This is a genomic window from Frankia sp. R82, assembly GCF_023716925.1.
GTDB lineage: Bacteria > Actinomycetota > Actinomycetes > Frankiales > Frankiaceae > Frankia.
Window position 1 is genome coordinate 40,489 of record NZ_JAMQQG010000283.1, and the last position, 14,106, is coordinate 54,594.

The 14,106-nt window shown below is 69.4% G+C and carries 16 protein-coding genes and 1 pseudogene; 10 read left to right on the forward strand and 7 right to left on the reverse strand.

The features are described from left to right. Positions 1 to 8: 8 nt before the first annotated feature. The gene (locus tag ND747_RS21210; protein WP_251735705.1) at positions 9 to 530 is read right to left on the reverse strand and encodes a hypothetical protein; all 522 of its coding nucleotides are present in this window, start codon (positions 528 to 530) and stop codon (positions 9 to 11) included. 120 nt (positions 531 to 650) lie between these two features. Here ND747_RS21210 and ND747_RS21215 point away from each other — a divergent pair, with 120 nt between their 5' ends. The 3 genes from ND747_RS21215 (at position 651) to ND747_RS21225 (ending at position 2,576) form a co-directional block, all read left to right on the forward strand. Continuing rightward, positions 651 to 905, forward strand: coding sequence for a MarR family transcriptional regulator (locus ND747_RS21215; protein ID WP_251735707.1), 255 nt, complete (start codon positions 651 to 653; stop codon positions 903 to 905). Positions 906 to 1,825: 920 nt separating this feature from the next. After that, positions 1,826 to 2,221 (forward strand): helix-turn-helix domain-containing protein, encoded by a 396-nt coding sequence (locus ND747_RS21220; protein WP_251735709.1) that lies wholly within the window; start codon positions 1,826 to 1,828, stop codon positions 2,219 to 2,221. 100 nt (positions 2,222 to 2,321) lie between these two features. Further along, the gene (locus tag ND747_RS21225) at positions 2,322 to 2,576 is read left to right on the forward strand and encodes a hypothetical protein (protein ID WP_248824835.1); all 255 of its coding nucleotides are present in this window, start codon (positions 2,322 to 2,324) and stop codon (positions 2,574 to 2,576) included. Between the two features lie 98 nt (positions 2,577 to 2,674). Here ND747_RS21225 and ND747_RS21230 read toward each other — a convergent pair whose 3' ends face one another. Together ND747_RS21230 and ND747_RS21235 are read right to left on the reverse strand one after the other, a co-directional pair. Next, positions 2,675 to 3,172 carry a hypothetical protein gene (locus tag ND747_RS21230; RefSeq protein ID WP_251735711.1) on the reverse strand — a complete coding sequence of 166 codons (498 nt, stop codon included), beginning with the start codon at positions 3,170 to 3,172 and terminating at the stop codon, positions 2,675 to 2,677. Positions 3,173 to 3,308: 136 nt separating this feature from the next. Continuing rightward, positions 3,309 to 3,490, reverse strand: a pseudogene (locus ND747_RS21235) (MBL fold metallo-hydrolase); the annotation flags it as partial. Positions 3,491 to 3,540: 50 nt separating this feature from the next. Here ND747_RS21235 and ND747_RS21240 point away from each other — a divergent pair. Further along, a complete protein-coding gene (locus ND747_RS21240) occupies positions 3,541 to 4,107 on the forward strand; it encodes a hypothetical protein (RefSeq protein ID WP_251735712.1) in 567 nt (188 codons plus the stop codon). Between the two features lie 392 nt (positions 4,108 to 4,499). Here ND747_RS21240 and ND747_RS21245 read toward each other — a convergent pair whose 3' ends face one another. Continuing rightward, positions 4,500 to 5,132, reverse strand: a complete 633-nt coding sequence (locus ND747_RS21245; RefSeq protein WP_251735714.1) for a TetR/AcrR family transcriptional regulator — start codon at positions 5,130 to 5,132, stop codon at positions 4,500 to 4,502. A gap of 158 nt (positions 5,133 to 5,290) precedes the next feature. Here ND747_RS21245 and ND747_RS21250 point away from each other — a divergent pair, with 158 nt between their 5' ends. The 4 genes from ND747_RS21250 to ND747_RS21265 all read left to right on the forward strand — a co-directional run bounded on the left by ND747_RS21250 (position 5,291) and on the right by ND747_RS21265 (position 9,272). Further along, positions 5,291 to 6,223, forward strand: a complete 933-nt coding sequence (locus ND747_RS21250; RefSeq protein ID WP_251735716.1) for an alpha/beta fold hydrolase — start codon at positions 5,291 to 5,293, stop codon at positions 6,221 to 6,223. A 183-nt stretch (positions 6,224 to 6,406) separates the two neighbouring features. Next, a complete protein-coding gene (locus tag ND747_RS21255) occupies positions 6,407 to 6,991 on the forward strand; it encodes a lytic polysaccharide monooxygenase auxiliary activity family 9 protein (RefSeq protein WP_251735717.1) in 585 nt (194 codons plus the stop codon). Positions 6,992 to 7,197: 206 nt separating this feature from the next. Then, a complete protein-coding gene (locus ND747_RS21260; protein WP_251735719.1) occupies positions 7,198 to 8,805 on the forward strand; it encodes an FAD-dependent oxidoreductase in 1,608 nt (535 codons plus the stop codon). A 113-nt stretch (positions 8,806 to 8,918) separates the two neighbouring features. Continuing rightward, on the forward strand, positions 8,919 to 9,272 hold the full coding sequence (locus ND747_RS21265) for a VOC family protein (protein WP_251735721.1): 354 nt from the start codon (positions 8,919 to 8,921) through the stop codon (positions 9,270 to 9,272). A gap of 184 nt (positions 9,273 to 9,456) precedes the next feature. Here the strand turns inward: ND747_RS21265 and ND747_RS21270 are convergent, their stop codons facing one another. The 3 genes from ND747_RS21270 to ND747_RS21280 form a co-directional block, all read right to left on the reverse strand. Further along, positions 9,457 to 9,831 (reverse strand): DUF2399 domain-containing protein, encoded by a 375-nt coding sequence (locus ND747_RS21270; protein ID WP_251735723.1) that lies wholly within the window; start codon positions 9,829 to 9,831, stop codon positions 9,457 to 9,459. Further along, complete coding sequence (locus tag ND747_RS21275; protein WP_251735725.1) at positions 9,828 to 10,085, reverse strand: hypothetical protein; 258 nt, start codon at positions 10,083 to 10,085, stop codon at positions 9,828 to 9,830. The genes ND747_RS21270 and ND747_RS21275 overlap by 4 nt, the downstream gene beginning before the upstream one ends. Before the next feature lie 107 nt (positions 10,086 to 10,192). Then, a complete protein-coding gene (locus ND747_RS21280) occupies positions 10,193 to 11,563 on the reverse strand; it encodes a lysine N(6)-hydroxylase/L-ornithine N(5)-oxygenase family protein (protein ID WP_251735727.1) in 1,371 nt (456 codons plus the stop codon). 501 nt (positions 11,564 to 12,064) lie between these two features. Here ND747_RS21280 and ND747_RS21285 point away from each other — a divergent pair. Together ND747_RS21285 and ND747_RS21290 are read left to right on the forward strand one after the other, a co-directional pair. After that, positions 12,065 to 13,273 carry an iron ABC transporter permease gene (locus tag ND747_RS21285; protein WP_251735729.1) on the forward strand — a complete coding sequence of 403 codons (1,209 nt, stop codon included), beginning with the start codon at positions 12,065 to 12,067 and terminating at the stop codon, positions 13,271 to 13,273. Continuing rightward, positions 13,270 to 14,106 (forward strand): iron chelate uptake ABC transporter family permease subunit (locus ND747_RS21290; protein WP_251735730.1); only part of this gene is annotated, 837 nt, incomplete at its 3' end. The genes ND747_RS21285 and ND747_RS21290, both read left to right, overlap by 4 nt.

Consider the following 14,106-nt stretch of genomic DNA (forward strand, 5'->3'; position numbering starts at 1 on the left):
GACTATTTCTATGCTGCGGGGCTGACCTTCGGCGACGGCGCCGACCGCTTCCGCGGCACATCCTCACCGAACACCGCGAAGTACAGCGCGGCGATCAGCTTCGTGTCCGGGTCCAACCGGCCCTCCGTGAAACGCACCTCGAACGGGCCGTACGTGCCGGGCCCGGCCTCTTCGAGTACTGGCCGGGCCTTCGCCTTCAACTTGCGGGCCAGGGCCTCCAGGCGGGCGGCCTCGGCCCATGCGGCGGCGGCTTCCTCGACCGGTCCGGCGGTGCGGGGGAGTGAGTGCAGGTCCCCGGTGGGACGGCGGTGCCAGCCGGGGACGGTCCGGGTGCGGCTGATGTTGGCTGCCCGTCGTTCGGCGTATGCCTCGACGCTGGCGGCGCTGACACCGCCGTCAAGGCGGGTGAGCTTGCCGGCGCGCAGGTAGCGGCGGGTGGTGGCCTCGGTGATGGTGAGGGCCGCGGCGGCGCTGCTGATGCTGATGGGGGAGTCGGTGGCGGCTGGTGTGAGGAGTTCGGTGATCGTCATGGCTGCCCCCGGCTGGTGTGGTGGTTGAACACCACTCAACCTAGTAGCGCATAGCTACTAGGTGAAGAGCTGGCCGATCAACGCACAAACAACCTAGTAGCGGGAAGCTACGATGTACCTGTGGCCGACAACCCTGACGACCTCCTCAGCTATACCGAGATCGTCACCCTCACCGAACAGCGCGGAACGCCGATCAAACGGAACAGCCTGCGCGCGCTCCGCGCCACCGGCCGCATGCCCGACCCCGACGACCTCACCTTCCCCGACCGCCCCCGCTGGCGACGGGACACGATCGTCACCTGGCTCGACACCCGGCCCGGCAAAGGTGCTCGCACCGACCTGCGGAGGAACCTGCCAGTGCCGCCGTCACGCTGACGGAGACTCATCGACAGCCGTCGGGGACGACGAGGTGTCGGCTGAGGGGCTGGCGCTGGAATCTGACGGCAAGCTGGTTGCCTCCGCCGGCCGGCCTCGCGAGGGTGTGGGGGACGGGACTGGGGCCGGTGGCGGCGTCATCAGCGGCTTCGCCGTTGATGTGAGCCCTGTCCATACGCCGTTGACGCATCGCACCCCGCCATAGGGCCCGGCGAACGTCAACGAGGGATCATGGGTGCAGTGCACACCCACGGGCCACGGCGAGGGCGGTGGGGTGTATGGCCCGTTCGCCCCTGCCGTGTCCGGATCGAGTTCGGTCGGTGACGGCGAGGCCACCGGTGCCGGTGATGGTGATGGTGCCTGCGCTGGCGACGTCGCAGACGCGGCGACTCTCGGCGAGGCCGACATGGTCGGCGATGGTGTCGTTGCCGTCTGGATGACCGGCGCAGGCTGGCAGCCGGCGCCGACCAGCGTGAACAGTCCGACCGCCGGCAGCAATCTGAGTATGCGATGCACAATTCCCCCCGTAGCGTTCATCGGCGGGCAGCATAGCGACCTGCCAGTGAGCGGAGAGCAACGGGAAGGCCACGCTCGCCGAGTGATGATCCAATTTGGAATGGGCATGCACAGCGCATGAGGAAGCTGAGCCCCGCACTTCGATCGCTGAAGGCCCGCGCCGCCGCGAACGAGTCATGGGCGCGGACGAGAGACAGGTCGGGGCGGACGGCTCCGGCGCGGGCGGCGGCAATCGCCCGGTTCGAGCGGCAGGTTGACCCGGACGGGCTGCTGTCACCGCAGGAGCGGGCAAAGCGCGCTGAATACGCCCACAAAGCCCACATGCAGCGGCTCGCAGCGCGCAGCGTCGCAGTACGCCAGGCCCGACGACGAGGCGAGAGCACGTGAGGGCGGCTCCATCTGCCATGGCGTCCTCGGACGTCCCGGACATCAGCCAGAGCCGTCGGCGGCCACGTGCTCGACCGGCTCAACCCGAACCGGCACCGCCGCCGATCCCATTCTTCTCCGACGGCCTGTGGACGACGGCGGACGTCGCGAAGATCTGCAAGGTCACCGAAAGCACCGTGCGGCACTGGCGGTTCGTCCGCGGCAGGGTCGAACGCCTCGACCCGGACCGGCTGCACAGGGCATACGACTCGGACGAGGAACTCGGCCCGCCGTTCGCGAAAGTTGGCCGGCATGTCCGCTACCGTCCTGCTGACGTCCGCGCATGGCTCGCCGGCAAGTGGAGCAGACATCATCGAGATGAGCAGCTCGGGTCTGGAAAGCTAGTCTCCGAGGCCCCGGGCTACAGGATCTAGCCGGATCAAGATCGGACCTCTTCGGACATCTGGCATCTCATGCCGCAGGGTTGCACGGATCGTCAGGCGTGCAGCCCTCGACCGGCGGAGCGTACGAGGCATGGCGATCAAATTCGACGGGACGATCGACGAACTCGACACCACGGGAATTTTCAGCCGAAGCCGTCAGGTCTTCGCGGCAGTGAACCCCAACGGCCTCCAGGGCACCGATGCGGCCCTCTACGCCCTTGCTGGCGGTGTGCTGACCATCGCCTCGCACCTGATCCGGATCGACGACTTTGATGAGATCGTTACGGTCTTGAAGAGTCTCTACAAGATCGAGGTGCAGAAGTATCAGGACGGGCAGCGCGGCTGACCCAGTACCGCCAAAGCTGTGGCGGGTTCGGCTGAGCTGGTGCGGTCACCAGCCGTGAGCCCGCCACTCCGCCAGATAAGTCCGCTCTGCGGGGCGATCTAGACGATGAGGAGCTTCACGGACTGCTGTGAGTCCGACCGGTCAGGCCGCAGGTGCCACGACACCACGATGTGGGTGGTTGCCGTCTCAAATCCCTGGGACAGATAGAGCAGATGGTCTAGGCCCGGAGGGATCTCGTCGAAGTCCGTCTGTCGGCCTGCGCTGTCCAGGTCGCCGATGTCGACATGGACTCCATACGCCGTGTCTGTGCCTGCCTGGTGAAGCACGTAGTTGTCCCCACTGTCTGGCCGAAGCTCGAAGACGACTCGTTGCCGCTCGGCGTCGGCCAGTTCATCGGTGCGGCGCTCCCTCTCGATGCGGGTCGCCTCCTCGGCGGCGTCGGCGGCGCGCCGAGCCTCGTCGGCAGCACGCCGCGCCTCATCAACTGCCCGGTCGGCCGTCGCGGCGGCCCGCACAGCGATCCGTCGTTGACTATCCGAGTAGAACAACGCGGCGACCGCCGTGACGATGGAGATGACCAGTGCAGCGATGGACATCAGACAGCCGTCTGCCGCGGTGAGCTGGTCGAGGTGATGCAGGTTTGACGCATGACGAATCCCCCTGTGTCGTAGCGGGGGACACCTTAGACGGATCGCCCGCGACGCCCTGCGGCCGGGGATCGTTATCGCCGAGCTACCAGCCGCGGGCCCGCCACTCTGCGAGATGGGAGCGCTCTGCGCCGATCGTCGAGGCGAACCCGTGACCTGGATACGGCCACGTCTCATCCGGCAATGGCCCGAGACCTTGGCTTCCAGTACGTCCATCAAGGTCGTGGGCTGGCCCGGAGTCGTTGTCCCGCCAAGTCCCCCTGGGGAAGCCGAGGTCACGCACTCGGGCAGGCTGTCCGGCTGGATACGGTGCAACGGTGGACAACTGGCCTGCGAACGTCCCGCTTGGTATCTCGCTGAGGGGCCCGGACCTCGACGCCGACGCCCAGATGCTCGTCGCCCTCGGGGCGGTGGTTCGAGCGGCATCGATGTGGGAGTTCAGTCTGCGGATGCTGTTCTGTGCCTTGGAGGAGAGCAAGTTCGCCGCCGTGACTGCGGCTGGCCAGGAGGCGGGCTGGCTGGCGGAGATGTGCAGGGCCCTGCTTGACCGGCACACCGAGATCAACGAACAGCATCGGGCTGCTCTCACCAAGCTTCTGTCCGACGCAGGGCAAGCCATGCGAGATCGAAACCGCTTCATCCATGACGCATGGGTAACCGGGCAGGACGGTGTCCCCAACCTGATGCGCAGCTGGCGCAGGAAGCATGAGCTGACCTTCACCCCAAAGACCACCAACGATCTTGTAGGCACTGCCCGCACGCTGAACTCTTCCTCCGGAGCCCTGATCAACTGGATTTGTGAAGCTCTCGGGCCCGAAGTAGCCGGACTCGAAGCGCAACTTCGGTGGGAGGAAGGCCGAAGCGCGACGTCCGCCGATATCTAGCGGTGGTGCCCACCGGGTGCCCACGCCGCGCGGAGAAACTTCCGATTCGGACCGGCTGTCCCCGATCATCCGAGAGGCGAAACCCGCTGCAGCGCAGGCACTTCTGGCCATGGTCGACTGTTTCCGACTGTCAGTCTGGAGAGTTCGAATCTCTCATCCTCCGCCAGAGATCTTGATGCGTGATGTTTTTGATCATCCTTCTGGATTTTCGCCGGCGGGTCAGTCGGCGGCATGCCGCTCCATGGTCTTGGTGTATGGGGTCGGTCGGACAGGCCGTCCAGGGGTGGCGTCGGGCCCAGAAGATCTCCATATGGAGGGTTGTTCGGGTTTTCCGGCGGCGATTCCTCGAATAACCCTCCACATCAGGGAACGGGGGAGGGCTTCGTCCTCGGTCACGCAGGTGGGCCGACCACCGTCACTCGGGCGGTGACGGCAGGGGGCGCAGGAGCTGTCAGCACCGCGCGTAGCAGGCCTTCGAGGACGCGGTGGAAAAGATCCGCGGACGGTGGTGTGGGGGTCGCCGCGGCGAGCAGCGCCGCGAGGCGCGGGTGCCGGCCGGCGTCGAGCGCGGTGAAGGTCTCGGGACCGACGGGCCGCGATGGCGTGGCGGACAGTGCGGCGATGCCGTTCGTGAGGGCGAGGGCTTCCATCTTCCGACTCGATGGCGCCGGCACATCGGCGAGCACAGCGAGACCCCAGTCGAAGTGATCCAGGACGTGCGGGCCCATGACCCGTAGTGACGCCACCGCTTCGGCAAGCCAGGGGTGCGCGCGGAACAGCGCGCGCTGTTGCTCGGCGACGACGACGAGGTCGCGCACCCAGTCGCCGCTGGGCGGCGGATGTTCCAGGCCGGCGGAGACGAGATCGACCATGTGGTCGACCAGCTCGTCGCGGGAGACGACGTAGCGGTACAGGCCCGGGGCGCTCACCCCGACCGTGGTCGCGAGCGAGCGCATCGTCACGGCGGCCAGGCCCTGGGCGTCCGCGAGAGCGACGGCGGTGGCCGCGATGCCCTGCAGTGTCAACGATGGTGCGGGCCCGGGCCTTGCACCCGGCCCGACGCCGGGCCTTCCGCCGGCTCTCCCGCCGGGCTCCGACCGACGCCGCGCGTTCCCGGAGGTGGCCACCGCCCCAGTCTAACTGTTAACGTTGTTCGCAGTTAATGGCCGAGGGAGGAACTCGCATGGACGAGGGCATCCGGTACGCGCACAACGGCTCCGTTCGGCTGGCCTACGAGGTGTTCGGCGACGTCGCCACCGCAGAGCCGCTGCTGCTGGTGATGGGTCTGGACTTCCAGATGGTCTGGTGGCCGGAGGAGTTCGTCGCGCGGCTCGTCGACGCCGGCTTCGCCGTCGTCCGTTTCGACAACCGCGACACCGGCCTGTCGACCCACTTCGACCCGGTGGAACGTCCGAGCCCGTGGAAGGCCCTGTTCGGTCGGGTCCCGCCCGCGTACACAGCCCGTGACATGCTCGACGACGCTCTCGCCGTGCTGGACGACGTGGGATGGACGAGCGCACACATCATGGGCGGGTCGATGGGTGCCGGCATCGCCCAGGCGCTGGCGATGGAGAACCCCGAGCGGGTGCGTTCCCTCATCAGCTGCCTGGGTCTTCCCGTGGACGTCCACCCGGTGCACGCCCTGCGCTATATCCGGCCCGGAGTGTTCCGTACGCTGGCCCGGCTCAGGCCCGGCCCCTCGGACGAGGAGCAGATCGACGCCCTGGTGGCCATCTATCGCGCCATCGCCTCGCCCGGATATCCGTTCCCCGAACAGTGGGCCCGGCAGGCGGCCCGCACCAGCCACGAACGGCATCCCCGGGATGCCTCCACCACCCAGCGTCAGCTTGCCGCGGGGCGTGCCCACCGCTACCCGCGTCTGAAGACGATCACCGCCCCGACGCTGGTCATCTCCGGTCGGGACGACCCGCTCATCCGCTGGCAGGGCGGCCGGGCCACCGCCGCCCGCATCCCCGGTGCCCGGTTCGTGTGCTACCCGGGTATGGGACACGCCCTCCCGCGGGAGCTGTTCGGACCGGTCGTCCACGAGGTGCAACGCCTCGCGTCGGACTCCGGTCACATCAAGGCGGACGAACAGCGGACGTCCGCGGACTGACCGTCGACCGAGATGTTCCTGGCCGACTGAAAGGCGCCGCTCGGTGCCGTTTCCGGATTTTGGTGGGAGACGTCCGAGGCGTCGCCGGGTGCACCGGGAAGTTTTTTGAAAGTCGTTACGGAGGGTGACGGCTTCCCGCTCCAAAGGAATGCGAAACGCGAAGTGTGGCGCTACCTTCTCGCTATGACCCAGAGCAGAGTGCAACCGCGGCACGGTCTGATCTCGGAACCGGCGTCCCGCGCCAGCATATATCTCGCCGAATGGCAGTCGGCCGGCCTCGAGTCCGGGAAGTTCTTCCCGCAGACACAGAGCGGGCTGGCCGATCCGTACGCGTCGGACGACGTCCACAACGACGCGCCGCCCGTCGACGGGAAGATTGCGAGCGCCGGCCTGGAGTACGCCGCCGAACTGGACCGACCGGGATCGGAATGGCAGAAGCATCCCGTTTCCGCCGGCCAGAAGCTTCCCATCACCTGGAGCTTCCACGCGCCGCACAAGACGCGGCGGTGGAACTACTTCATCACCCGAGAGGGCTGGGACCCGAGCGCCCCGCTGAGCCGAGCCCAGTTCGAGTCGCAGCCGTTCCATCAGGTCCAGCTCAACGGACAGCCCTACTGGTCGGCCGACGACCTTCTGCCGGAGAACCCGACTCGGCACGAGCTCACCCTGCCGCGGCGGCAGGGATATCACGTCCTGCTCAGCGTCTGGGAGGTCGCGGACACCCCCAAGGGCTTCTACCAGGTCATTGATCTCGAATTCACCGGGTAACGAATCAACCGGATGACACCGATGTCTCGTCCGCCGATCGGCTCCGGCCGGCCGGCGGACGAGACATGCCCCGAACGGCCCAGGAGCCTCACCCGACAACCACCGGCCACATGCGACAACCACCGGCCAGTGGTGGACCACCAGCCGGAGATGACCAGACGGAGATGGGTGGAAATCATGCGCGACCCAGGCCGAGGACGGCTGTCATGACCGCACGAAATGCCGCCGACGCACTGCGCGAGGCGATGATCGGCCGGGGCGGCCCGGAGGCGACGGGCTGGACGGGCTCGTTCGAGCTGCCCCCGGCGCCCCGCGCGGGCGCCACCGTCGCCGTTCTCGGTGCCGGGGTCGGCGGGCTCGCCGCGGCCTACGAACTCGGCCGGCTGGGCTACCGCGTCACCGTGCTGGAGGCATCGGACCGCGCGGGTGGCCGCAACCGCACCGCCCGAAGCGGCGATGTGCTCCACGAGCTCGGCCCGGCCGGGGTGCCGGTCGCCACCCATCGGTGTTCCTTCGACGACGGCCTCTACCTGAACCTGGGCCCCGGTCGCATTCCCCACCACCATCGCCGGACGCTCGACTACTGTCGGGCCTTCGGCGTCGGGCTCGAGCCGTACATCATGGAGACGACGGCGAACGTCGTCCACCTGGCGGACGGCCAGGTCGTCCGGTGGCGTAACCGGCAGGTCGCCAACGACACCCGTGGGCACCTCGCGGCCATGCTCGCCCGGACCCTCGTCCAACGGGACGCCGCGACCGGGGAGCTGCTGGACCTGCTGCGGGTGTTCGGCTCGCTGGCCGACGACCACAGCTACGACGGCTCTACCCGCTCCGGCTACGCCGAGGATCCCGACGTGCACGACTTTCCCCGCCCGGCGCCGCCGATCCCCCTGGCGGACCTGGTGGAGTCGGGCTTCTGGCGACACCGGTTCTACCAGCCGGTGGACTACCTGTGGCAGGCCACGATGTTCCAGCCGGTCGGCGGCATGGACCGCATCGTGACCGCCTTCGAGCGGGAGATCCGGGAACGGTTCGGCGACATCGTCGAACTGGGTGCCGAGGTCACCGCGATTCGGCTGCTCGACGGTGGCGGCGTCGCCGTCGAATACCGGCGCGACGGTGGCCCGCGGACGCTGACCGCCGACTACTGCGTCAGCAGTATTCCGCTGCCGGTACTACGGCGGATCTCGACGAACTTCTCCGCCGAGTTCGACGAGGCGATCAACGCGGTCGAGTTCGCGGACACCTGCAAGGTCGGCTGGCAGGCGGACGAACGTTTCTGGGAGAGCGACACCGAGCAGATCTACGGTGGGATCAGCTGGACGAACCATCCGATCACCCAGGTCTGGTATCCGAGCAACGACTACTTCTCGCCGACCGGCACCGTCACCGGCGCCTACAACTTCGGTGACGTGGCCGCGAAGTTCGGCGACCTGGCACCGCCCGAACGGCTGGCACAGGCGCGGGCGGGAGCGGCGGAGCTGCACCCGCAGTTCGCCGACGAGAGCCTTGTTCCCACCGCGAAGGGCATCACGATCGCCTGGCAGAAGGTGCCGCACCAGCTTGGTGGCTGGGCTGACTGGGACCCCGCGAACCCCGACCACATGCGGGCCTACAAACAGCTCCTGCAGCCCGAGGGCGACGGGCGCTTCTACGTCCTCGGCGACCAGAGCTCCCCGCTGCCCGGCTGGCAGGAAGGCGCCATGATGTCAGCCCACTACGTGATCGCGCAGATCCAGGGCATCCTTCCGCTCACCGTGCCCGAGACCGTTCGCGTGCCCGATGCGGTCGCCCTCACCCAGGGCTCCCGCTGACGTCCCATCTGCCCGCCCGTCCGCCCGTCCGCCCGTCCGGCCGCGCGGGCGGACGTCGCGGCGCAGCACGACGTGCGGCAGGGGCCCGGTTCGCCGTCGGGCAGGATGGCGGCATGGAACGTGTGCTGGGCATCGGTGGGTACTTTCTGCGGGCGGGGGATCCGGCCGCGCTGGGTGCGTGGTACCGCGACGTTCTGGGGCTGGACGCCGACGAGCACGGCCTGTGGCAGCAGGGGGACGGGCCGACGGTGTTCGCGACGTTCGCGTCCGACACCGACTACTTCGGGTCCCGCACCCAGCAGGTCATGCTCAACTTCCGGGTCCGCGATCTGGACGCGATGCTCGCGCAGCTGCGCGCCGGGGGTGCGGACGTGGCCGAACAGACCCAGGACATGGAAGGCGTCGGCCGGTTCGGCTGGGTGACCGATCCCGAAGGCAACCGGGTCGAGCTCTGGCAGCCCGCCTGAGCATGCTCGGCCGGATTATCGGTGGGACACGTCCGGCGTGCGCCTGGCGGCCCAGGCGGCGCGGATGTGCGGGCCGTAGATGTTGCGGGGCTCGTCGCCGCGGTCCACGGGGCCTTCGGCGAAACTCGGGCTGAGTTTCTCGGCGACACGGATCGACGCGAGGTTGTCCGGGGGGCGAAACGGGTCAGGTGGTGGCGTGGGCGGCGGCGACGGCGACGCGGTAGTCGGCGGCGGACATCCGGAACGGGGTGCAGCCGGCGTGGCAGGCACGGGCGGCCATCGCGAGGCCTGCGGCGTCGAAGTCGCCGTGGTAACGCAGCACGGCGGCGGTCGGTGCCTCCACGTCAAGCTCTCCGGCCGCCAGTGGCTCCAGGAACGCGGCGGCCAGGTGCGGCGTTCCGCGCCCCCCGCCGCGCAAGCAGGTAACAAACCTTGGTGACAGCCATCGCGGGAACGACCAGGGCTCGGCGGCCGTCACGAGGAAGCGGGCACACGACTCATGGAACATGTCCCGCTGGTTGATGGCGGCGACGAGTACGCCGGTGTCGACAACTATCACCGGTCCGGCTCGCCCAGTTCCTCACGAAGAATCCGCGATGAGCGTTCAGCCAGATCGTGTTCACCATCCATGATCCCGATGAACGACAGGCGCTGCCCCGGCGTGGCTGCGCTGTCGTCGACGGGCTGCGCCGACTCCGAGGCCGGACGCGAGCCGAGCATGCCACCGAGGATCACATAGAGCGCCTCCACCTGGGCAGGCGCAAGCCGATCCACCATCCGGTGCACATCGCCCACATGCGGCGCGGTTGTCATCGCGCCTGCGTAGCTCGGTCGGACGGGCAGGTAGCCCGTCGTCGAGACGGATGTGCCGTCCCCCATGTGTCTGCCGGCGTGGTGGTCGGCGTACTGCGCCCGACCCGTCAGCGGGCCGCCAGAGCGCTGAGTTCGCTGGTGGTGCGGGCGGTGGAATCGTCGGCACCGGCGATGGGTGTGGTGCCCGTGGTGATCGAGTGCAGGAGTTCGCCGGCGCGGACGGCGACGTTGGACAGCAGGGTCGAGGAGATGCCGTGGGAGTGCTCGGTGGCGCCGAGCACGTACACGCCGGCGGTGGTGCCGGGCTCGGTGAGCAGCCGGTAGTCGCGTCCGATCCGGGGGCGGCCGGCGGCGTCGGACGGGCAGTGCTCGCCCAGGGTGCCGAGCAGCTGGCGCGGGTCGCGGGAGCGGTAGCCGGTGGCGAATACCACGATGTCGGATTCCAGGGTCTGTTGGGCGCCGGTGGGCAGGAACTCGACGTCGAGGGCGACCCCGTCGGCCAGGGGGCGCAGGTCGAGCACGCGGGAGGCGCGCATCATCCGCAGCCTCTCCCGGCCGTGCACCTTCTCCCGGTACACCCGCCGGTACAGCTCGTCGATCAGGTCGAGGTCGACCACCGAGTAGTTGGTGCCGCGACTGTAGGCGGAGAGCATGTCCTTCACCGCGGGCGGTGCGGTGTAGAAGTCGTCGACGGCGGACGGATCGAAGATCTGGTTCGCGAACGCGCTGTTGTCCGCCGGGCTGAGACCGTAGCGGGCGAAGACGGCTGTCACCTCGGCGCCGGGATGGCGGGTGTGCAGGAACTCGGTGACCTCGGCCGCGCTCTGGCCGGCGCCGACGACGACGAACCGGTCGCGGATCAGCGGCGGCATGGTGGCCACCCGGTCCAGCAGGTCGTAGTTGTGCCAGACCCGCTCGCCGAGAGCGATGCCGTCGGGCACGTTCGGTTCGAGCCCGACGGCCAGGACGACATTGCGGGCCCGGCGGACGACCGTCTCCCCGGTGTCGCCGCACACCGCGACCACATCGACCAGGGCGATCTCACCATCGACCAGGACGGGGCGTAGGTCGACCACGCGCAGGTCATAGCTGACCAGATGGTCCAGCCGGCGGGCGGCCCACTCCAGATAGTCGTGGAATTCCTGGCGCAGCGGGAACTGTGTCTTGTGGTTGATGAAGTCGACCAGCCGGTTCTGCTCGTGCAGGAACGACAGGAAGCTGAAGTCACTGGCCGGATTGCGCAGGGTGACCAGGTCCTTGAGGAAGGACACCTGCATGGTCGCGCCCTCGAGCAGCATGCCGCGGTGCCAGCCGAAGCTGGCCTGGCGCTCCAGGAACGACACCCGCAACGCATCCTGGGGGGATCGCTGTGCGTTGTGTTCTTGGACGGCGATCGCCAAAGCCAGGTTCGAGGGGCCGAATCCGACTCCGACGAGGTCCAGAATGCCGTTGTCCGCGGACGCCGGACGTCTTGCCACAGCCGATCCTCCGGTCACTGAGCGATGCGCGTCGTCTGCTGGCGAATGCTGGCGAGGATTGTTGGGTGGAAATCTGCCGGATGGCGGGTGACTGATGCGGCCACGTTCGCTCATGGTAAGTAAAGGTAGGTTTACTTCACCTTTTCTATCTTCGGGTGGGGCTCGCGGCGTGTCAAGGGAACCGGGACGGGGCCGGGCTCTGGCCGAGGCTCCGGTCGCGCTGTCGGTCGGCCTGGTGGCTACGCCGGCCGAGGTCGGGGAGTGCGCCCGCCGAGGGCCTGCGGGCGGTGGACCCCGGGGCGGCCGGGGCTGGCCGGGGCGGCCGGGAGGGTCTGGCGACTGGGAACGCGGGGGCTGGCGGAGGCTGGGTGGCCTGGAGGTCGGGTGGCCTGGTCGCGACGATGTCGACGTCGACGACCCGCTGGACGCAACGGCCGAAGCGCGGATACCGTCGCCAGATGTAAGTTAACCTATCCTTAGTTCTTGGGTGGATTGTGGGGCATGTCGGTGCGAACTGTCGCGTGCAACGGGCGGATCGGGGCAACCCTGGTCGGCGCCGTCCCCGTGCACGACGGCGCAGCGGCGGTGCCTCCCGGAGGCGGCCGGCCGGCCGGAGCGGGGGCGGTGGCCGTGGTCGTCGGCGGAGATCGCGGTGCGGCTGTGACCGAGGCCGCGGTCGCGGCGGTGACCGGAGGGCGTCCGCACGGGCGGCGCCCGCTGCGGCTGCGGGCGATCGGGCTGGTGGCGGCCGTCGCGGTGCTGGCGGTGGTGAGCCTGCTGAGTCTGTGGCTGGGGGCCAACCGGGTGCCGTTCACCGAGGTCTGGCGGGTGCTGTGGCACAACGACGGGTCAGGGGCCGCCGTGATCGTGCACGACCTGCGGATCCCCCGGACGCTGCTCGGGCTCGCGGTCGGCGCGGCCCTGGGGGTGGCCGGGGCGGTCACCCAGGCGCTGACCCGCAACGACCTGGCCGAGCCGGGCCTGCTCGGCATCAGCATGGGCTCGTCGGCCGCCGTCGCGTTGGGCATCTCGGTGCTCGGTGTGACGAGCACTCTCGGCTACGTCTGGTTCGCGTTCGTCGGGGCGGCGCTCACCTCGGTCGCGGTCTTCCTGATCGGAACGGCCGGGCGCGGGGCGGACACCCCGGCGAACCTGGTGGTGGCCGGGGCCGCGGCGGTGGCGCTGCTCGGCGCGGTCGTCAACGCGCTCCTGATCCTCGATCATTCTGCGTTCGACCGGTTCCGGTTCTGGGACGTCGGGTCGCTGGCGGCGCCCGGCGCGCCCGCGCTGTCGACGATCTGGCCGTTCGTCGTCGTCGGCCTGCTGCTGGCGTTCGGCCAGGCCCGATCCCTGAACGCACTCGCCCTCGGCGAGCAGGCGGCGCGCGGTCTCGGCGTCCACCTGAACCGGGCCCGGGTGCTCGGTGCGCTCGCGGTCGTGCTGCTGTGCGGGGCGGCCACCGCCGCGGCCGGGCCGATCACCTTCGTGGGCCTGGCCGTCCCACACGTCGCCCGGGCCATCGCGGGGACGGACCAGCGCTGGGTCCTGCCGTACTCCGCCGTGCTCGCCGCGATTCTGCTGCTCGGCGCGGACCTGCTCGGGCGGGTGATCATCGCTCCGGGTGAGCTGCGGGTCGGGGTGGTCACCGCCTTCCTCGGCGCGCCGGTGTTCATCGCGCTGTGCCGGCGTGCCCGGCTGGCCCACGCGTGAGTGCCCAGGCCGCGGTCCGGGTCCGGCGGTTCGGCGGCGACGCCGTGTCGGTGCGGATCTCTCCCCGGGCGGTGGCCGCCTGCGGGGCGTTCACACTGGCCGTGGTCGTCGTCGGGGTGGCCACGCTGACCACGGGTGACTATCCGATCCCGGTCGCCGACGTCGTGCGCACCCTGGCCGGGCACGGCGGTGGTGGCAACGACTTCGTCATCAACTCGTTGCGGCTGCCGCGCCTGCTCACCGGTCTGTTGGTCGGAGCGGGGCTGGCGCTGAGCGGATCGATCTTCCAGAGCGTGTCGGGCAACCTGCTCGGCAGCCCGGACATCCTCGGGTTCACCACCGGCTCTGCCACCGGGGCGATCATCGTTCTGCTGGTGCTGCACGGCACGGCGGGGGAGGCGACGTTCGGCGCGGTGGTCGGCGGCGTGCTCACCGGCGCAGTGATCTACGCACTCGCCTACCGGCGCGGGGTGGCCGGGTCGCGTCTGGTGCTCATCGGGATCGCGGCGGGCGCGCTGCTGAGCTCGGTCAACTCATACCTGATCACCCGGGCGGACCTGGCGGACGCGGTCAGCGCCCAGATCTGGCTGATCGGCAGCCTCAACAGCCGGGGCTGGGAACAGGTCCGGCCACTCGCGATCGCCCTGGCCGCCCTGGTGCCGCTGGCTCTCTGGCTGGGGCGCCGGCTTGCCTACCTGGAACTCGGTGACGACACCGCGCAGGCGCTCGGGGTGGGTGTCGGGCCCAGCCGGGCGGCGCTGATCGTGGTCGGGGCGGCGCTGGCGGCCGTCGCGACCGCGGCCGCGGGGCCGATCGGGTTCGTGGCCCTCACC

What these genes read in the sequence shown, in the direction of transcription:
- ND747_RS21210 (WP_251735705.1), bottom strand. Translation starts at nt 530, where the DNA reads ATGACGATCACCGAACTCCTCACACCAGCCGCCACCGACTCCCCCATC.
- ND747_RS21220 (WP_251735709.1), top strand. Translation starts at nt 1,826, where the DNA reads ATGGCGTCCTCGGACGTCCCGGACATCAGCCAGAGCCGTCGGCGGCCA.
- ND747_RS21225 (WP_248824835.1), top strand. Translation starts at nt 2,322, where the DNA reads ATGGCGATCAAATTCGACGGGACGATCGACGAACTCGACACCACGGGA.
- ND747_RS21230 (WP_251735711.1), bottom strand. Translation starts at nt 3,172, where the DNA reads ATGTCCATCGCTGCACTGGTCATCTCCATCGTCACGGCGGTCGCCGCG.
- ND747_RS21250 (WP_251735716.1), top strand. Translation starts at nt 5,291, where the DNA reads ATGGACGAGGGCATCCGGTACGCGCACAACGGCTCCGTTCGGCTGGCC.
- ND747_RS21255 (WP_251735717.1), top strand. Translation starts at nt 6,407, where the DNA reads ATGACCCAGAGCAGAGTGCAACCGCGGCACGGTCTGATCTCGGAACCG.
- ND747_RS21260 (WP_251735719.1), top strand. Translation starts at nt 7,198, where the DNA reads ATGACCGCACGAAATGCCGCCGACGCACTGCGCGAGGCGATGATCGGC.
- ND747_RS21265 (WP_251735721.1), top strand. Translation starts at nt 8,919, where the DNA reads ATGGAACGTGTGCTGGGCATCGGTGGGTACTTTCTGCGGGCGGGGGAT.
- ND747_RS21275 (WP_251735725.1), bottom strand. Translation starts at nt 10,085, where the DNA reads ATGACAACCGCGCCGCATGTGGGCGATGTGCACCGGATGGTGGATCGG.
- ND747_RS21285 (WP_251735729.1), top strand. Translation starts at nt 12,065, where the DNA reads ATGTCGGTGCGAACTGTCGCGTGCAACGGGCGGATCGGGGCAACCCTG.